Source organism: Lentzea aerocolonigenes (genome assembly GCF_000974445.1).
GTDB classification, from domain to species: Bacteria; Actinomycetota; Actinomycetes; order Mycobacteriales; family Pseudonocardiaceae; genus Lentzea; species Lentzea aerocolonigenes.
Genome location: NZ_BBOJ01000007.1, coordinates 130,051 through 147,997, shown reverse-complemented (window position 1 = coordinate 147,997; position 17,947 = coordinate 130,051). Strand labels below are relative to the sequence as shown.

Here is a 17,947-nt window from a genome sequence, read left to right as displayed (position 1 = left end):
ATCGGCTGGGATGCGGATCGGTGAGGAGAGGCGGGCGGTCACGGGAACGGCGTCACGGCTGTGTGGAAATGCGGCCCGCACAGCCCTTGCCGCGACTCGATGATCGCCTTGGAGGAGTGCGTGTCGCCCGGCGGCGGAGCGGCGGCGCGCACTCCTCTCTTCTTGTCCGTTGTGGACAGCGCGGGCGACTCCGCGGAGCCGGTCGAGACGCTGTCCCTGTTCGCGGGCGGCTGAGCGACACCGGTGCCTACCCAGGTGGTCATTGAGATTTCAACCACTACCCGGCGCATTTGGTTAGGCTTGCCTCATAGGGTGACGTGACCGATCCCTTGCCCGACAGGACTTCCATGCGCTCCGTCACCGGCCTCTGCGCCCTGCTCACCCTCACCCCGTTGCTGACAGGCTGTTTCGTGTCCAGCGGCTCGGGCACGAGTGACGGCTCGGCACGGTTGCGGGTCGCGCTCGCGGTGCCGCCGGCGCAGGCGCTGTCGCCGTTCAGCAACGACGCCACGGTGCTGAGCAAGCTCTCCGTGGCCGAAGGGCTCACCGCGCTGAACGCCGAGGGTGCCGCCGCGCCCGCGTTGGCCACCTCCTGGAGCCGCAAGGACGCGACCACCTGGTCCTTCGAGCTGCGCAAGGCCACCTTCCACGACGGCACCGAGGTCACCGCGGAGTCCGTGGTCGCCGCGCTCGGGCACGCCGCCGCGGCCAAGGTCAAGCCGAGGGTGCTCAGCGACGTGACGCTGACCGCCAAGGCCGACGACGCCGACACCGTCATGATCAGCACGACCAACCCCGATCCCGTGCTGCCGCTGCGGCTGGCCAGTCCCGCGCTCGGCATCCTCGCGGCGAAGGCCTACGCCCAGGACGGCACGGTGAGTCCCGTCGGCACCGGCACCGGGGCGTTCAAGATCTCGAAGCTCAACGGGAAGAGCTCGGCGACGCTGGACCGCTTCGACGGCTACTGGGGTGGCCGGGCGAAGCTCGCGGGCGTCGACGTGACCTGGGTGGCCGACGGCACCGCGCGGGCCAACGCGCTGCGGTCCGGTGAGGCCGACGTCGCCGAGTGGATTCCCACCTCCCAGGCCGAGTTGCTGGCCGGGGACACGCGGCACGACGTGCCGTCGGTGCGGACCGACAGCCTGGTGCTCAACACCGGGGACGGGATCTTCGCCGACGCGACGCTGCGTGCGGCCGCTCGTGCCGCGGTGGACTCCTCCGCTGTCGTCGGGCCGGTCTTCGGTGGCTATGCCGATGCGGCGAAGGGGTTGTTCGGCCCGGCTGTGGGATGGGCCGCGGACAAGCGGGTCGCGGTGACCGGGCGGGCGGACGCCGCGACCGACGTCAAGGCCAAGACCGCGGGCAGGACGCTGAGGCTCGCCACCTACACCAACCGCGCCGAACTGCCCGAGGTCGCGACCGTTCTCCAGCAGCAGCTCGAGAAGGCCGGGTTCACAGTGCAGCAGGACGTGCGCGAGTACACGCAGATGGAGGCCGACCTGCTCGCCGGCAGGTACGACGCGTTGGTGTTCTCGCGCGTGACGCTGCTCGACACCGGTGACGCGGTCGCGTTCCTCGCGAGCGACTTCACCAGCACGGGTGTCTACAACATCGCCCGCCTCAAGGACGCGAAGGTCGACCAGGCCATCGCGGCAGCGGCGCAGGAGAGCGACACCGCGCTGCGGCAGCAGAAGATCATGCAGGCGGAGGCGGAGATCCTGCGCACGGACGCCGTGGTGCCGCTGGTGCACGAGAAGGCCGTGCAGGGCATCAGCACGCGCGTCGAGAACGTGGCGCTGGATCCGCGTGAACGAACGCTGATCACCGCCGCGACGCACCTCAGGTGAGCGCCGTCGGCCGGGTCGTGGCCGGGGCCGGTCTGCTGGCGGCGGTCGCCCTGCTGCCGTGGCTGTCCGGCTCCGATCCCGCTCTGGCCGTGCTGCGCGCGCGGTCGGCCGACCAGGACCCGACTCCTGAGCAGCTCGCGGCGGTGCGCGAGGAGCTCGGCCTGGACCAGGGGCCGTTGCCGCACCTCGTGCACTGGCTCGGCGGACTGCCGCGCGGCGACGCGGGGGTGTCGTGGGTGTCGGGCGCGCCGGTGCTGCCCGAGGTGATGACGGCGTTCGCGGTCTCGGCCACGCTCATGCTCGGCGCCCTGGTGGTCACGGTCGTGGTGGCCGCACTGGTCTGCGCCCGCACGGTGCGGCTGGGCGGACGGTTGCGGCTGCGCCAGGAGCGGTCGGGTGCGGTGGCCGCGTTCCTGGCCGCGCTGCCCAAGTTCCTGCTCGCCTCACTGCTCGCGACGGTGTTCGCGGTGTGGCTGGGCTGGTTCCCGTCGAGTGGCTGGGAAGGGCCGTCGTCGATGGTGCTGCCCGCGCTCGCGCTGGGAGTGCCGTCCGGTGCGGTGATCGGCGGCCTGCTCGACCAGTCGCTGCCCGCCGTGTTCACCGAGCAGTGGGTGCGGTTCTGGCACGCCTGCGGGTTTCCGCCGTCCCACATCGCGCGGCACGGGCTGAGGGCCGCGGTGGCGGGCGTGCTCCCGCAGCTGCTGCCGACCGTCGTCGCACTGGTCGGTGGCGCGGTCGCGGTGGAGAAGATCTTCAACATCCCCGGTCTCGGCAGGCTCGCGCTGGACGCGGCGGTGGCGAGGGACCTCCCGCCGTTGCAGACCGCGACCCTGGTCCTCGTGCTGCTCGGCGTCGTCGCGGGCGTCGCCGTCGGTGCCGTGCGCCGTCGCCTGCTCGGTCCCGCCCTGCGCGACGGCGCCCTGCCCGCGCTGAACCCGCCGGCACCGCGGCCGCACCGCTTCGTCCGCCGGGTCGGCGGAACCTGCGTGCTCGTGTTGCTGGCGCTGGTCGTGGCGGGTCTCGCGCGCGACCCGCTGCACGTCGACACGGCGGCCAGGCTCGCGGCACCGTCGATCGCGCACCCGCTCGGCACGGACGCGCTCGGCCGCGATCTGCTGGCCCGGCTGGGACACGGTGCGCTGCGCACGACCGCGCTCGCACTGGCGGTGACGGTCGTGAGTGTCCTCATCGGACTGCTGCTCGGCATGACCGGCCGGGCGGGCGCGGGTCTCACCGAGGTGACCTCGACGCTGCCGGCGGTCCTCGCGGGGCTGCTGACGACCGCGGTCACCGGGCCGTCGGTGTGGGGTGCGGCGTGCGCGGTGTGCCTCGTCGCCTGGACCCCGTACGCCGTCCAGGCCGCCGCGCTGTTCGAGCAGGAGCGGGCCACCGAACACGTGCGCGTGTCCAAGTCGATGGGGGCGGGCCCGGTGCACCTGATGCGGCGCAGCCTGTTGCCCGCCGTGCTGCCCGCCGTGGTGCGCAACGCGGTGCTGCGCCTGCCCACCACGGTTCTCGTGCTGGCCTCGCTGGGCTTCCTGGGCCTGGGCGAGCAGCCGCCGACGCCCGAGTGGGGCCGGCTGCTGTCGGAGAACCAGCCGTACCTCGAACTGGCGCCGTGGACCGTTCTCGCTCCGGCCGGGGCGCTGGTGCTGCTCTCCGTCGTCGCGGTCTCGGGAACGACCCGCACAGAGTGAAGGCGGCCACCGCGCTCGATGGCCGCCTTCACCTCAACCCCTTGAGGGTGGTTGGCTAGGCCTTCGCCCAGCGCTGGTTGGTGCCGCCCTGGCAGGTCGCCACGGTGACGGCCGCGCCGTTGCCCGTCCCGCCGGACGTCAGGCAGAGTCCTGTTTGGACGCTGGTGATGGTGCCGGTGGTGGTGATGGTCCACCCCTGGTTGGCGGCGCCGTTGCAGTCCCAGATCCGGACCCTGGTGCCGGAGGTGGCGTTGTTGGGTGCGTCCAGGCACTTGCCGGTGACCTGGAGTGCCTGGCCGTTCTGGGTGAACTGCTGGTTGGCGTTGCTGTGGCAGTCCCAGGTGATCATCTGCGTGCCGTTGGCCGTGCCCGCTCCGTTGACGTCGAGGCACCGTGAAGACGCCTCGCCGCGCAGGCGGAACGTGGTCGGGACAGGAGGTGTTTCGCCGGTGAAGAACTTCCACACCTCGGCCTTGACCCAGCTGCGCGCCCCGCTTTCGCACCCTGCGCAGCCGTCCACCGGTCCCTGTTGGTGGCCGCCGTCGAACGGTGCCCAGACCACCGGATAGCCGGTCTTGCACCCCGAGTAGTACGTGGTGATGTGCGTGTTGCTGCCCCGCGCGGGTTCGGGGGCGTTCTGCGGCGTGCAGCCGTTGTTGCGGACCCATCTGTCCCGCAGCGCCCGTCCGCCGGCGATGTTGTCGCCGAGGCCGTGGATGCCCATGAACGCCACGGGCGCGGTGCCGCCCGCGCACCCGCTGATCTCCCCGCCCGCGATGGAGACGATGGCGCGGAAGACCGTCGGGCGGGCGCAGGCGAGCGCAACGCTCATCCCGGCGCCGTAGCTGAAGCCCAGCGCGAAGACCTGCGCGGTGTCGACGCAGAGGTCACCGCCGATGCGGCTGATCATGTCGTCGACGAACCGCACGTCCTCGCCGCCGGAGTTCGCCCAGCCGTTGTTGAGACCCTGCGGTGCGACGAAGATCGTCGAGTTGTTGGCCAGCCGCCGCAGGCCGTAGTGGGCGTAGACGTCGCCGTCGCTGCCGCCACCCGCCACCTGCTCGGCCGTGCCGCCGTACCAGTGGAAACCGAAGACCAGGCGGTACTGGCGGGTGTTGTCGTAGTTGTCGGGGATGCTGAGGATGAACGAGCGGCTCTTGCCGCCGCTCTGGATCGTCAGCTTGCCGTTGCGCAGGGTGGGAGCCTTGCCGCAGCCGGGAGTGGCTGCCTGCGCGGCCTGGTCCCCGGCTACCCGCGGTGGACTCGCGTTGGCGGAGCTGAGACCCGAGAGCACGAGTGCGGCGGTGGCCGCCGCCACCAGCCACGCCGTCCGGCGAGGTGTTCCGTTCAGTCGCATGGTCACGCCTTCGCCCAGCGCTGGTTGGTGCCGCCTTGGCAGGTCGCCACCGTCACGGACGCGTTGTTGGCGGTGCCGGTGGAGGTGAGGCACAGTCCCGTTTGGACGCTCGTGACGGTGCCGTCGGTGGTGACGTTCCAGCTCTGGTTGGCGCCGCCGTGGCAGTCCCAGATCTGGACCCTCGTGCCGGAGCCCGCGTTGTTGGGTGCGTCGAGGCACTTGCCGAGGACCTGGAGGGCCTGGCCGTTCTGCGTGAACTGCTGGTTGGCGTTGGTGTGGCAGTCCCACGTGATCAGCTGGGTGCCGTTGGCGCTGCCGGCTCCGGTGACGTCGAGGCAACGGCCGGAGGCCTCGCCGCGCAGCCGGAACGTCGTCGGGTTCGGAGGTGTCGTGGTGGTGGTCGTCGTGGTCGACGTCGGGCCGCCGCCGGGAGCGAACTGGGTGATGAACTTCCACGCCTCACCGGACGTCCACGTGCGCCAGCCGTCTCCGCCGGAGTCGATCGGGCCGGGGGTGTGCCCGCCGTCGAAGGCCGCCCAGACGACCGGGTAGCCGGAGCGGCAGCCGCTGTAGTTGGTGATGATGTGCGTGCGGCTGCCGGCACCCGGCTCGGGTGCGTTCTGGGCTGTGCAGCCGTTGTTGCGCACGAACCTGTCGCGCAGACCGCGGCCGAGGCCGATGCCGAGCACGTTGTCGCTCACGCCGTGGATGCCCATGTACCCGATGGGCTGGGTACCGCCGCTGCATCCGCTGAGTTCGGCGCCGGAGTACACGACGACGGCGCGGAACACGTTGGCGCGGGAACAGGCGATGGAGTACGACATGCCGCCGCCGTAGCTGAAGCCGCCGGCGAAGCGCTGGGTCGTGTCGATGCAGAGGCTGTTGTCGAGCAGCCTGGTGAGGTCGTCGATGAACGTCAGGTCCTGCCCACCGGGGTTGGCCCAGCCGTTGCCGTTGCCCTGGGGAGCGACGAAGATCGTGCTGTTGTTCGCGGCGTCGGCCAGCTTTCGGAGTCCGTAGTACGACCAGTTGTAGCCGTCGGTTCCGCCGGAGTCGACGTCGTTCATGGTGCCACCGCGCCAGTGCAGCCCGACGAACAGCCGGTACTGGCGGTTGTTGTCGTAGCTCGGGGGCAGCCGCAGGATGTACGACCGGTTCTGCCCACCGCTGTTGATGGTGTGCTGGCCGCTGTTCAGTGCGGGTGCCTTGCCGCAGCCCGGCGTGGCCGCGGTGGTGCCGACGCGACCGTCGGGTGTGGTGCCGCCGAGCGCGATTCCGGCCGCGCCGAGAAAGACCACGGCACTGGCTGCGGCCAGGGCTATCACGATCCTATGCCGGGACATGGCAGGGCTCCTTGTGCTGGTGGAACATCGTTGTCCCCTTCGTTCATCACACTGGCGGCGGAGTGGTGAAGGCGGCCCCGCTGCTGGAGGCCGCCCTCACCCGTCTTTCGTGCTAGGCCTTGGCCCAGCGCTGGTTGGTGCCGCCCTGGCAGGTCGCCACGGTGACGGCGGCGCCGTTGGCGGTGCCGCCCGAGGTGAGGCAGAGTCCTGTTTGGACGCTGGTGACGGTGCCGGTGGTGGTGATGGTCCACCCCTGGTTGGCGGCGCCGTTGCAGTCCCAGATCCGGACCCTGGTGCCGGAGGTGGCGTTGTTGGGCGCGTCCAGGCACTTGCCGGTGACCTGGAGTGCTTGGCCGTTCTGGGTGAACTGCTGGTTGGCGTTGCTGTGGCAGTCCCAGGTGATCATCTGCGTGCCGTTGGCCGTGCCCGCACCGTTGACGTCGAGGCAACGGCCGGACGCCTCGCCGCGCAGCCGGAACGTCGTCGGCGCCGGCGTCGTGTCACCGGTGAAGAACTTCCACACCTCGCTCTTCACCCAGCTGCGCGCACCGCTCTCGCAGCCCGCACAGCCGTCCACCGGTCCCTGCTGGTGGCCACCGTCGAACGGAGCCCAGACCACCGGATAGCCGGTTCGGCAACCGGAGTAGGTGGTGGTGATGTGCGTGCGGCTGTTGGGGCCTGGTTCGGGGGCGTTCTGCGGCGTGCAGCCGTTGTTGCGCACCCACCGGTCGCGCTGGCCGCGGCCCGAGCCGATGTTGTCGTTGATGCCGTGGATGCCCATGTAGGCCACGGGTGCGGTGCCACCGGCGCAGCCGCTGATCTCGCCCGGTGACGCGATGGCCGCGATCGCGCGGAACACGGTCGGGCGGGAACACGCGAGCGAGATGCTCATGGCGCCGCCGTAGCTGAAGCCGAGCGAGAACCGTTGCGCGGTGTCCACGCAGAGGTCGTTCTCGATCCGGCGGAGCATGTCGTCGACGAACGTGACGTCCTCGCCGCCGGTGTTGGCCCAGCCGTTGCCGATGCCCTGCGGCGCGACGAAGATCGCCGAGTTGTTCGACAGCTGCTTCAGCCCGTAGTGGGCGTAGACGGCGCCGTCGCTGCCGCCGCCCGCCACCTGGTCCGCGGTGCCGCCCCACCAGTGGAACCCGAAGATCAGGCGGTACTGGCGGGTGTTGTCGTAGTTGTCGGGGATGCTGAGGATGAACGAGCGGTTCTTGCCGTTGCTCTGGATGGTCTGGTTGCCGTTGCGCAGTGTCGGTGCCTTGCCGCAGCCCGCGGTCCCGGCGAGGACCGAGGGCGTTTCGGCCGCGGCGACGCTGACGCCGGCGAACGCCAGCGTGACGGCCGCGACCAGCGACCACGCTCGTTGAATGGTGTTCCGTCGCATGGGTTTGTTCGCACTCCCTGTGGTGATGGTCAGGCGACTGCGCACGTCTTGCCGTTGAGGGCGAACGACGTCGGTGCAGAGGCGTTGCCGCCGTGGGTGGCCTGGAAGCCGATGCTGATCGAGGCGTTGGGCGCGATGTCCGGGTTGTAGTTGACGTTCTTCGCCGTCACCTGACCCGACGTGGGGGAGTAGGTCGCGCTCCAGCCGCTCGTGATGGTCTGCCCGCCGGGCAGGGTGAAGACCAGCGACCACCCGCTGACCGGCGCGGTGCCGGTGTTCGTGATGGTGATCTCCGACGTCAGCCCGGTGTTCCAGGCGTTGATCTTGTCGCTGACCCGGCATTCCGCGTCACCGGGCGGGTTCGTCGTCGTCGTGGTGGTGGTCGTTGTGGTCGTCGTAGTGCTGGTCGGGTCGGTGCCGCCCGTGAACTGGGTGATGAACTTCCACGCCTCACCGGACGTCCAGGTCCGCCAGCCGTCTCCGCCCGAGTCGATCGGACCCGGCGTGTGCCCGCCGTCGAACGCCGCCCACACCACGGGATAGCCCGCACGGCAACCGCTGTAGTTGGTGATGATGTGCGTGCGGCTGCCTGCACGGGGTTCGGGTGCGTTCTGCGCTGTGCAGCCGTTGTTGCGCACGAAGGTGTCGCGCAGTCCCCGGCCCTGGCTGATGTTCAGCACGTTGTCGCTGACGCCGTGGATGCCCATGTACGCGATGGGCTGCGTGCCGCCGCTGCACCCGCTGAGCTGTGCGCCGGAGTAGACCACGACCGCGCGGAACACGTTGGCTCGGGCGCAGGCGATCGCGTACGACATGCCGCCGCCGTAGCTGAAGCCGCCGGCGAAGCGTTGGGTCGTGTCGATGCACAGGCTGTTGTCGAGCAGGCGGGTGAGGTCGTCGATGAACGTGAGGTCCTGGCCGCCGGGGTTGGCCCAGCCGTTGCTGTTGCCCTGCGGCGCGACGAAGATCGTGCCGTTGTTGGCGGCGTCGGCCAGCTTGCGCAGTCCGTAGTAGGACCAGTTGTAGCCGTCGGATCCGCCGGAGTCGACGTTGTCGGCGGTGCCGCCGAGCCAGTGCAGGCCGACGAACAACCGGTACTGCCGGTTGCTGTCGTAGTTCGCAGGCACCCTCAGGATGTAGGAGCGGTTCTGCCCACCGGTGTTGATGGTGTGCGGGCCGCTGTTCAGTGCGGGTGCCTTGCCGCACCCCGCTGTTCCCGCCGCCGCGGTGACGTGGCCGGGGGTGGTGCCGCCGAGCGCGATGCCCGCCGCGCCGAGGAAGACCACGGCGCTGGCGGCGGCGAGAGCGATCGCGATTCTATGCCGGGACATGGCAGGGTCCCTCGTGCTGGTGGAACATCGTTGTCCCTTCGGTGGTCAGACTGGTTGGACTTGGAAGCGCTGGTTCTGGGCTCCGCTCTGGGTCCACTGGGAGACGCGGGCACCGTCGGCGGTCGACGCCTGCCAGACGTCCATGGCCAGGCCGCTCTGCCGGTTGAGCAGGCTGATCACGCCGCCGCCCTGGTCGACCACGCGCCACTGCTGGCTCGTCGCGCCGGTGTCGGTCTGCTGGGTGATGTCGGCGCCGGTGCTCGAGCTCGCGACCTGGAGCACGAGACCGCTGTGCCTGGCCCGGACGCGGTAGTAGCCGCCACCGGAGTCGAGGAAGTCGAACTGCTGGTTGAGCCCGGTGGTCTGGGACCACTGCTGCAGCAGGGCGCCCGCCGCGGTCGACGATCCGCTGATGTCGGCGTACTTCCCGCTGTGCTTCGCGACGAGCCGGTAGTACACGCCCGGCCGCACCACCGGTTCGGACCCGGTTCCCCGGCCGGTCGCGCGGTAGGTGTGTCCGCTTTGGACCGCGAACGTCACCACGTCGGGCTCGGGCTTCGTCGGCTGGACCGCCGTGCCGGTCGTCGTGTCCTGCAGCTCGAACGTGCCGGTGAAGATCCGGTTCCTGATGCGGACGGTGCCGTCGCGGTCGGGCGTGACGGTCAGCGTGATCGCGCCGTCGGCACCCCAGGTCGCGCCGACGGTGTGGCCGCCGCGCCCGCGCAGGCCGGTGACGCTGCCCGCGGGCCAGGACGGTGGCAGCGCCGGCAGCACGTGCAGCTCGCCGTTGTGGCTGTGCAGCAGCATTTCCGCGATGCCGGACGTCGCCCCGAAGTTGCCGTCGATCTGGAACGGCGGGTGCAGGTCGAACATGTTGGGCGCGAGACGGTCGGTCGTCACCAGCGACCGCAGCAGGTCGTGCGCCCTGGATCCCTCCTCGAGCCGGGCCCAGAAGTTGATTTTCCAGGCCAGCGACCACCCCGTGCCCGCGTCACCGCGCAGCTCGAGCGTCCTGCGCGCCGCGGCGTGCAGCTGGGGAGTGCCGCGTTTGGTGATCTGGTTGCTCGGGTGCAGGCCGTAGAGGTGCGAGACGTGCCGGTGCTCGCGTTCGGTCTCCACCCAGTCGTACAGCCACTCCATGACGTTGCCCCGCGAGCCGACCTTGATCGGGGCGAGCCGTTGCCGGGCCGCCCGCACCTGGGTGCGGAAGTCGGCGTCGACACCGAGCACCTCCGACGCGGAGGCGCAGCCGTCGAACAGGTCGCGGAGGATCTGCATGTCCATCGTCGGCCCGGCGCACACGCTGGCGTTCGCGTGGTGGTTGAGCTCCGGCGAGTTCGACGGGTTGGTGACGAGGAAACCGAGGCTCGGTTCCGTGACGAGGGTGTCGAGGAAGAACTGCGCGCACCCCTTCAGCGCCGGGTAGTACGTGCGCAGGAAGGCCACGTCGCCGGTGAACAGGTAGTGGTCCCAGATCAGCGTCGAGAGCCACGCGCCACCGGTCTGCCACATGCCGGCCGCGGCGAAGTCCACGACCGAGGAACCGCGCCAGGCGTCGGTGTTGTGGTGGGTGACCCAGCCGCGCGCGTTGTACTGCACCTGGGCCGTGCGGGCGCCGGTGACCGTGAGGTCGTTGACCATGCGGAACACCGGCTGGAAGCACTCGCCGAGGTTGGTGGTGTCCGCGGGCCAGTAGTTCATCGGCAGGTTGGCGTTGATGGTGAACTTCGAGTCCCACGACGGGCTCATCTGGTCGTTCCAGATGCCCTGCAGGTTCGCCGGTTGCGAACCCGGCCGGGACGAGGAGATCAGCAGGTATCTGCCGTACTGGAACAGCAGCACGGAGAACTGCGGGTCGTTCGTGCTCGCGTGGCGGGTGATCCGGACGTCGGTCGGCTGGTCGGCCGCCGCCGTCCGGCCCAGGTCGAGCGTGACCCTGCCGAACAACGCCTGGTAGTCGGCGACGTGACGGCCGCGCAGGGTGTCGTAGGGGACACCCTGCGCGGCATTGAGGCGACCGCGGGCGATGCCCAGGTGGTCGCCGTTGACCGTGCGGAAGTCGACGTAGCTCGTGGCGATGGAGATCAGCAGCGTCACCGCGTTGGCGTTCGCGACGCGCAGGGTTCCGCCCGAGCTCGTGGTGGTGCCGCCTTCCGTCACGGCTTTGGCCAGTGCGGCGAACCGGACCGCGCCCGCGATGCCGCGTTGCGTGCCGGACACGCCGTCGAGCTGGATGGTCGTGCCGTCCACAGTGGACGCAGACGCCCGCTGTGGAGTGCTGAACGACGCGGTGAACGAGATCGACCCCGGCGTCTCCGCAGTCAGCCGCATCACGATCACCTGGTCCGGCGCGCTCGCGAAGACCTCGCGCTTGTACCGCACGTTGTTCGCCGTGTAGGTCACGACCGCGGTCGCCGTCGTGAGGTCGAGCGACCGCTGGTATCCCGACACGGTCGCGGACGGCAACGCCAGCCGGAGGTCACCCACCGGCTGGTACGCCAGCTGCCCCGCCGGGCTGCCCAGCATCGTCTGGTCGATCAGCGACTGCGCCTGCGTCCACTGGTTCGAGAACACGAGCTGCCTGATCTGGGCGAGGGCGCCCGCACCGCGCGGGTTGCTGTAGTCGTGCGGGCCGCCCGCCCAGAGCGTGTCCTCGTTGAGCTGGAGGCGTTCGGTGTCGGTGTTGCCGAACACCATCGCGCCCAGCCTGCCGTTGCCGACCGGCAGCGCGCGCAGCCAGTCGGACCCCGCCGGGCGGTCGTACCACAGCGAGAGGTCGTTGGCCGCGCGCACGTCCGCCGCGTTCGCGCTGGGCGTCGCGGTCCAGCCCGCCTGCGTGAGCACGACGCCCGCGCCGAGCTTCATGAGCTGCCGCCGGTTCAGTTCTGACATGACAGTCCGTTCAGCGTGAACTCGCCGGCGGCCGCGGTGTCGCCGGTGTGGGTGGCCTGGAAGCCGATCGACACCGAACCGTTCGGCGGGATCTGGGCGTTGTAGTCGACGTTGCGCGCGGTCACCTGACCGGTGGCGGGGGAGTAGGTGGCGCTCCAGCCGCCCGTGATGGCCTGTCCACCGGGCAGCGTGAACTGCAGCTGCCACCCGTTCACCGCGGTGCTCGACGTGTTGGTGATGGTGATCGTCTCGGTCAGGCCGGTGTTCCAGGGGTTGACCGAAGCGGTGACCTTGCATCCGTCAGACGGCACCGGCGTGGTTGTGGTGGTGGTCGTCGTCGTGGTGGTGGTCGTGGTTGTTGTCGTTGTCGTTGTGGTGGGCGGGTTGCTGTCCAGGCCGAGGAACGCGATCGAGTAGGCGAGCATGCCCGCCATCGGCAGGTCGTGGCCGACGCCCTGGATGCTGACGCCCTCGACGCCGGTGCCGTACCGGGTGCGCGTCCAGTTCTGCTTCGGCTGGTCGGTGGACGAGGGCGTCCTGCTCACCCCGTGCAGGTTGGTCCACTGGTCGAGTTCCTCACCGAAGTTCGGGTACGCCAGCGTGGTGTCGTTCGTGCCGTGCCACAGCTGCATCCGCGGGTACCGGCCGGTGTAGCCGGGGTACATCGCTCTGGCCTGGTCACCCCACTGCTGCGGGGTCTTCAGCAGGTTCCCGCCCGAGCACTGGCTGTTCCACAACGACCCGTTCGTCGTCGCGAAGCAGCCCGCCGGGACACCGGAGAACGCCGCACCCGCGCTGAACACGTCCGGGTACTCGGCGGCCAGGACGTTGGTCATCATCGCGCCGGACGAGAAACCCGAGACGACGATGCGTGCCGGGTCGACGTTGTAGCGCTGACGCGCGTACGACACCATCGACATGATCCCGGTGGAGTCGCTGCCTCCGTTGCGGCGCAACGCGTTCGCGGTGGACACGTCGAAGCAGCGGCCGTCCCGCGTCGCCTCCGGGTACACGATCACGTATCCGTACCGGTCCGCCGCCGTCACGTAGTCGCGTCCGTTGCCGTTGTGGACGGCGCTCGCGGAACCCGTGCAGTAGTGCACCATCACCAGCAGCGCGGGCCGCGGCGCGACCCTGTCTGGCACGTAGACGTACATGTTCAGGTTGGTCGGGTTGGTGCCGAAGTTCGTGACCCGCGCCAGCGACGCGGCCACCGCGGGTTGCGGCACCAGCGAGAGCGCCACCGCGGCGATCAGCAGCAGCGCGGCCGCGACGAGGGCGGCGATGCGAAGACCGTCCTGATGAGCCCTGGCGTTCATCGCGCACCGCCGAACTGCCACCAGTTCAGGTTGAACAGGTAACCGCTGCCACCGCTGAACCTCAGGTAGAGGTCCTGGGTTCCGGTCAGCCCGCTCACCCCGCACGACACGGTCGTCCAGTTCTGCCAGCCGCCGGTGTTGGGCACCGTGCAGCGGCCGGCGAGAGTGCCGTTGGGGCCGCCGGTGCGGACCTCGACGGAGCTTCCCGCGACGGTGGACGCCACCCGTGCGGAGAAGGTCGTTGCCCCGCCGCCGAAAGCAACGTTCTTCACCTTGATGTAGTCACCGTTGTTGATGAAGCCGACGTTCATGCCGCCCTCGCTGGCGGCCTCGGTCTCGATGCCGCTGCCCCAGGCGATGGTCTCGGCTTCCTGCCGGACGTAGGGGTTGAGCGTGTCGGCCGCCGGCGGTCCCGTCGTGGTCATGTTGATCGTGGGGATGGTGCCGTCGGCGTTGTAGCTGAACTTCTCCACCGCGACGGAGCGGGTGAAGCCGCCACCGCCCGGCAACGCGCCGTTGTGGTAGAAGAAGTACGAGCTGCCCTTGAAGTCGACGATGCCGGGGTGGTTCGTGAAGCTGCTGCCCTGCGTGGGCATCACGGTGCCGCGGTAGGTCCACGGTCCGGTGGGGCCGGGCGAGGTGGAGTAGGCGATGAACTCCGAGCAGCACTTCGCCGCGAAGACGTTGTAGTACAGGCCGTTGCGCTTGTACACCCAGGGACCCTCCTCGTAGAGGGTCGGGCGGTTCGCGTCACCGGTGCGCGTGCCGAACCCGGCCGTGGTGAGCGGGATCCGGGTGATGCCGCCCGAGTACGAGATCATGTCGGTGTTGAGGCGGACGTACGAGAGGTTGGGGTTGCCCCAGTACAGGTACGCCTGACCGTTGTCGTCGATCATGACCGTCGGGTCGATCTCGCCGTTCTCCACCAGGGGCCGGCCGAGGGCGTCGCGGAACGGGCCCGTGGGGCTGTCGGAGACGCCGACACCGATGGCCGGACGCCCCGTGGCCTTCGTGACGACCGGGACGTACCAGTAGAACTTGCCGTTGCGCTCGACGGCCTGCCCCGCCCACGCGTCCTGCTTCGCCCAGCTGAACGTGTTCAGGCTCATGGGGGAGCCGTGGTCGGTCCAGTTGACCATGTCGGCCGACGACCAGACCCGCCAGTCCTTCATGGTGAACCAGGTGGAGCCGTCCTCGTCGTGCCCGGTGTAGAGGTAGACCCGTCCGTTGTGGACCAACGGCGCCGGGTCGGCGGTGTAGACGTGTTGCACGATCGGGTTGTCGGCGTGCGCCGGGGCGGCCAGCGTGAGCACCACGCCCACCGCGAGTGCGAGTCTCGTCAAGAGTTTTCGTTTCTCGGCCATCATCGTCTCCAGGTGGGAGCAGGGCTGCTCCGCGGCGCCCGTCCTTCCCGCGGAGCAGCCCTGCGGTCTGTGGTGCGGTGGAGTCAGTTCGCGGTGCAGGAGGGGTTCAGGTTCGCCCCGCTACCCGTGCCCTGGAAGCCGAACTCGGTGGACTGACCGGCGGGCACGGAGCCGTTGTAGTCCACGTTGGACCAGGTGATCGCTCCGCTGTTGCCGCTGCGGTTCGCGCTCCACGAGTTGGTGACCGTGCCGGACGACAGGGTCGTCGCGACCTGCCAGCCGCGCAGGGCGGAGGAGCCGGCCGTGACCTTGACCGTGGCGACGAACCCCTCGCCCCACTGGTTCAGCGACACCGACGCGGTGCAGCCGCCGGGGCCAGGACCGTTGGTGGTGGTCGTGGTGGTGGTCGTCGTCGTGGTGGTGGTCGTGGTCGTCGTGGTGGTCGTCGGGCCGGGGCCGCCCGCGTTCAGCGCGTTCAGCACGGACGTGTAGGCGGCCTTCTTGTTGCCGCCGCCGTCGAACAGCAACGGGGTGCCGGAAGAGCGCCACGAGTCGGTGTCGCGGATGCCCCACGTCGTGATGCCGGCGCACCGCGTCACGGCGAGACAGGCCCGCGTCACGCGGTCGTAGTTCGACGCCTGGGCGCTGCCGGAGCCCTCGATGTCCAGCTCGGTGATCTGCACGTCGACGCCGAGGTTGGCGAAGTTCTGCAGGGTCGTCTGGTAGTTCGAGGGAACCGGGCTCTGCGGGTTGAAGTGGGACTGGAAGCCGACGCAGTCGATGGGGACGCCGCGGGACTTGAAGTCCTGGACCATCCGGTAGACGCCCTGGGTCTTGGCGTGCGACCAGTCGTCGGTGTTGTAGTCGTTGTAGCAGAGCTTCGCGTCGGGGTCGGCCGCACGGGCCGCGCGGAACGCGGCCTCGATCCAGTCGTTGCCGGTGCGCTGGAGGTTGGAGTCGCGACGCCCGCCGCTGCTGCCGTCCGCGAAGGCCTCGTTCACCACGTCCCAGGCGTAGATCTTGCCGCGGTAGTAGGTCGCGACCTTGGTGATGTGGTTGAGCATCGCGTTGCGCAGCGCGGTGCCGGACATGCTCTGCATCCAGCCGGGCTGCTGCGAGTGCCAGGCGAGGGTGTGCCCGCGCACCCGCTTGCCCTGGTTGCGCGCCTGGTTCACGATCCGGTCCGCGTTGCCGTAGCTGAACTGGTTCTGGTTCGGCTCGGTCGCGTCGATCTTCATCTCGTTCTCGGCCGTGACCATGTTGAACTCGCGGTTCAGGATCCCGACGTACGTCGAGTCGCCCAGCTTGTTCGCGGACACCGCGGTGCCGAAATAGCGGCCGCTCTGCTCCGCGGCAGCGCCGAGAGTGGTTGCCGCGTTCGCGTTGGTGGTCAGGATCAACGATGCGGCGATGGTCGCCGCCGCCACTGTCGAAGCAATCGGGACAAGTGACACTGACCTCGATGTCAGTTTCATCTTCCACACTTTCGAAACACGCCCGGGAATGCCGGGAGGGATGGCTGGGATGATCGGATTCACACGTGGACTCCGGTGCGGCGGTGCCGCTTCTCGGTGTGTGCGTTGAAGGTGCCGCCTTGCTGTCACCCGAGGTGTGGTGCCCTGCGGGTGTAGCCACCGGAATCTCGCGTGCGCCCGGGAATGTTCACTGCCGTCTCCTTCACCCACGTGCGCCGTCTCGAAGTGTGACAGCTCTGTGTTCACGCTCACAAGGACTCGGCGGCGCTTTTGCGGAAAGATTGAGCTGAACGGAGTACAAATCTTCCGGGAGCGCTCCCAGGAGCCCAGGAACACCCGATCGAATCGCATTCGTCGAATCGTCGAATCGACACCTGCTAAAGTTCTAGCTAACAGCTTTAGCATTGACCGTGCCGGGGGCCGTGGTTACATTTGCCCGAGCCTGAATTCGCTTTCCCCAGGTCGCGGAGCTGCTGCGGCCCGTGTGTGAGAGCGCTCTCATGAGTGTTAGTTCCGCATCAGCAACGACGCTGCGAGGACCTGAATGAGTGCAACTGATCTGTCGCCGCCTTCTCCCCGCCCCCACGGCACCGCGTCACGGTGGAAGCGGGCGACCGGCGCATGCGCGGGCGCCGGTGTTCTTGTGGCCGGTGTCGTCGTCCTGGCCGTGGGAGGCGGCACGACCGTCCACGCCGCGGAGTCGGCGTTCTACGTCGACCCGTCGAGCTCCAGCGCGAAGTGGGTGGCCGCCAACCCCGGTGACTCGCGGGCGGCGGTCATCCGCGACCGGATCGCCTCGGTGCCGCAGGCGCGGTGGTACACGACCACCAACACCTCGTCGGTCCGCTCGGAGGTCAGCTCGTTCGTCGGCGCGGCGGCGTCGGCGGGCAAGATCCCGATCCTGGTGGTCTACAACATCCCCAACCGCGACTGCGGCGGTGCGAGCGGTGGAGGGGCGCCGTCCCACCAGGCGTACCGGGCCTGGGTGGACGAGGTGGCGGCGGGCCTGGCCGGTCGTCCGGCGACGATCGTGCTCGAGCCCGACGTGCTGCCGTTGATGACGAACTGCCAGAGCGCGGACCAGCAGAACCAGACGAAGGCGTCCATCGCCTACGCGGGCAAGAAGCTCAAGTCCGGTTCCGGGCAGGCGAAGGTGTACTTCGACATCGGGCACTCCGCCTGGCTCGCTCCGGCGGAGGCCGCGAACCGGTTGCGCGGCGCGGACATCTCCAACAGCGCCGACGGCATCTCGACGAACGTGTCGAACTACCAGCGCACGGCCAACGAGGTGAACTTCGCCAAGTCCGTGCTGAACGCGGTGGGCGACGGACGCCTCCAGGCGGTCGTCGACACGAGCCGCAACGGCAACGGCCCGCAGGGCAGCGAGTGGTGCGACCCGCCGGGACGCGCGATCGGCACGCCCAGCACGACGAACACCGGTGACTCGAAGATCGCCGCCTTCCTGTGGGTGAAGCTGCCCGGCGAGTCGGACGGCTGCATCGGACCGGCCGGCCAGTTCGTGCCGCAACGCGCCTACGAGCTGGCGATGGCGGCGGGCCCGACCACCACCACGACGACGACCACGACCACGACGACCACGACGAACAACAACCCCGGCGGCGGCTGCCGGGTGACCCAGCGCGTGCTCAGCCAGTGGCAGGGCGGCTACAACGCGGAGATCGTGATCGAGAACCGCGGCGCGGCGATCAACGGCTGGACCCTCACGTTCTCGGCTCCCGGCGCCACCGTCACGAACGGCTGGAGCGGGACGTGGAACGACACCGGTGACGTCGTCAGGGTCACCAACGTCGACTACAACGGCTCGATCCCGTCCGGCGGCCAGACCACGATCGGCTACAACGCGAACTACAACGGCTCAACGCCACCGTTCGCGTCACCGACCCTGAACAACACCGCCTGCTCCTGACCCCT

At 69.5% G+C, this 17,947-nt stretch carries 12 protein-coding genes; 3 read left to right on the top strand and 9 right to left on the bottom strand.

Translation table 11 applies throughout. The annotated features are described in order from the left end of the window. Positions 1–38 precede the first annotated feature (38 nt). A complete protein-coding gene (locus AOM45_RS50875; RefSeq protein ID WP_156093907.1) occupies positions 39–263 on the bottom strand; it encodes a hypothetical protein in 225 nt (74 codons plus the stop codon). A gap of 54 nt (positions 264–317) precedes the next feature. On the opposite strand from AOM45_RS50875, the gene AOM45_RS15335 reads away from it, so the two are divergent. Beyond that, the gene (locus AOM45_RS15335; RefSeq protein ID WP_236703590.1) at positions 318–1,847 is read left to right on the top strand and encodes an ABC transporter substrate-binding protein; all 1,530 of its coding nucleotides are present in this window, start codon (positions 318–320) and stop codon (positions 1,845–1,847) included. Next, complete coding sequence (locus tag AOM45_RS15330) at positions 1,844–3,544, top strand: ABC transporter permease subunit (protein WP_035910709.1); 1,701 nt, start codon at positions 1,844–1,846, stop codon at positions 3,542–3,544. Before AOM45_RS15335 ends, AOM45_RS15330 begins: the two co-directional genes overlap by 4 nt. A 55-nt stretch (positions 3,545–3,599) precedes the next feature. Here AOM45_RS15330 and AOM45_RS15325 read toward each other — a convergent pair whose 3' ends face one another. The 8 genes from AOM45_RS15325 to AOM45_RS15290 all read right to left on the bottom strand — a co-directional run bounded on the left by AOM45_RS15325 (position 3,600) and on the right by AOM45_RS15290 (position 16,015). Beyond that, positions 3,600–4,901: a ricin-type beta-trefoil lectin domain protein gene (locus AOM45_RS15325; protein ID WP_030468576.1), complete on the bottom strand. Its 1,302-nt coding sequence runs from the start codon at positions 4,899–4,901 to the stop codon at positions 3,600–3,602. A 2-nt stretch (positions 4,902–4,903) separates the two neighbouring features. Next, on the bottom strand, positions 4,904–6,244 hold the full coding sequence (locus tag AOM45_RS15320; protein ID WP_051783738.1) for a ricin-type beta-trefoil lectin domain protein: 1,341 nt from the start codon (positions 6,242–6,244) through the stop codon (positions 4,904–4,906). 112 nt (positions 6,245–6,356) lie between these two features. Continuing rightward, positions 6,357–7,634, bottom strand: coding sequence for a ricin-type beta-trefoil lectin domain protein (locus AOM45_RS15315; RefSeq protein WP_030468578.1), 1,278 nt, complete (start codon positions 7,632–7,634; stop codon positions 6,357–6,359). A 29-nt stretch (positions 7,635–7,663) separates the two neighbouring features. Further along, complete coding sequence (locus tag AOM45_RS15310; RefSeq protein ID WP_030468579.1) at positions 7,664–8,965, bottom strand: CE1 family esterase; 1,302 nt, start codon at positions 8,963–8,965, stop codon at positions 7,664–7,666. 45 nt (positions 8,966–9,010) lie between these two features. Then, positions 9,011–11,857: a glycosyl hydrolase family 95 catalytic domain-containing protein gene (locus AOM45_RS15305; RefSeq protein ID WP_030468580.1), complete on the bottom strand. Its 2,847-nt coding sequence runs from the start codon at positions 11,855–11,857 to the stop codon at positions 9,011–9,013. Continuing rightward, positions 11,845–13,197: an extracellular catalytic domain type 1 short-chain-length polyhydroxyalkanoate depolymerase gene (locus tag AOM45_RS15300; protein ID WP_236703588.1), complete on the bottom strand. Its 1,353-nt coding sequence runs from the start codon at positions 13,195–13,197 to the stop codon at positions 11,845–11,847. Before AOM45_RS15300 ends, AOM45_RS15305 begins: the two co-directional genes overlap by 13 nt. Further along, complete coding sequence (locus tag AOM45_RS15295; protein WP_236703581.1) at positions 13,173–14,519, bottom strand: glycoside hydrolase family 43 protein; 1,347 nt, start codon at positions 14,517–14,519, stop codon at positions 13,173–13,175. Before AOM45_RS15295 ends, AOM45_RS15300 begins: the two co-directional genes overlap by 25 nt. 104 nt (positions 14,520–14,623) lie before the next feature. Then, a complete protein-coding gene (locus AOM45_RS15290) occupies positions 14,624–16,015 on the bottom strand; it encodes a glycoside hydrolase family 10 protein (RefSeq protein WP_030468583.1) in 1,392 nt (463 codons plus the stop codon). A 544-nt stretch (positions 16,016–16,559) separates the two neighbouring features. Here AOM45_RS15290 and AOM45_RS15285 point away from each other — a divergent pair. Then, entirely contained in the window at positions 16,560–17,942 is a 1,383-nt protein-coding gene (locus AOM45_RS15285; protein WP_030468584.1) for a glycoside hydrolase family 6 protein, read from the top strand. The last annotated feature ends 5 nt before the right edge of the window (positions 17,943–17,947 follow it).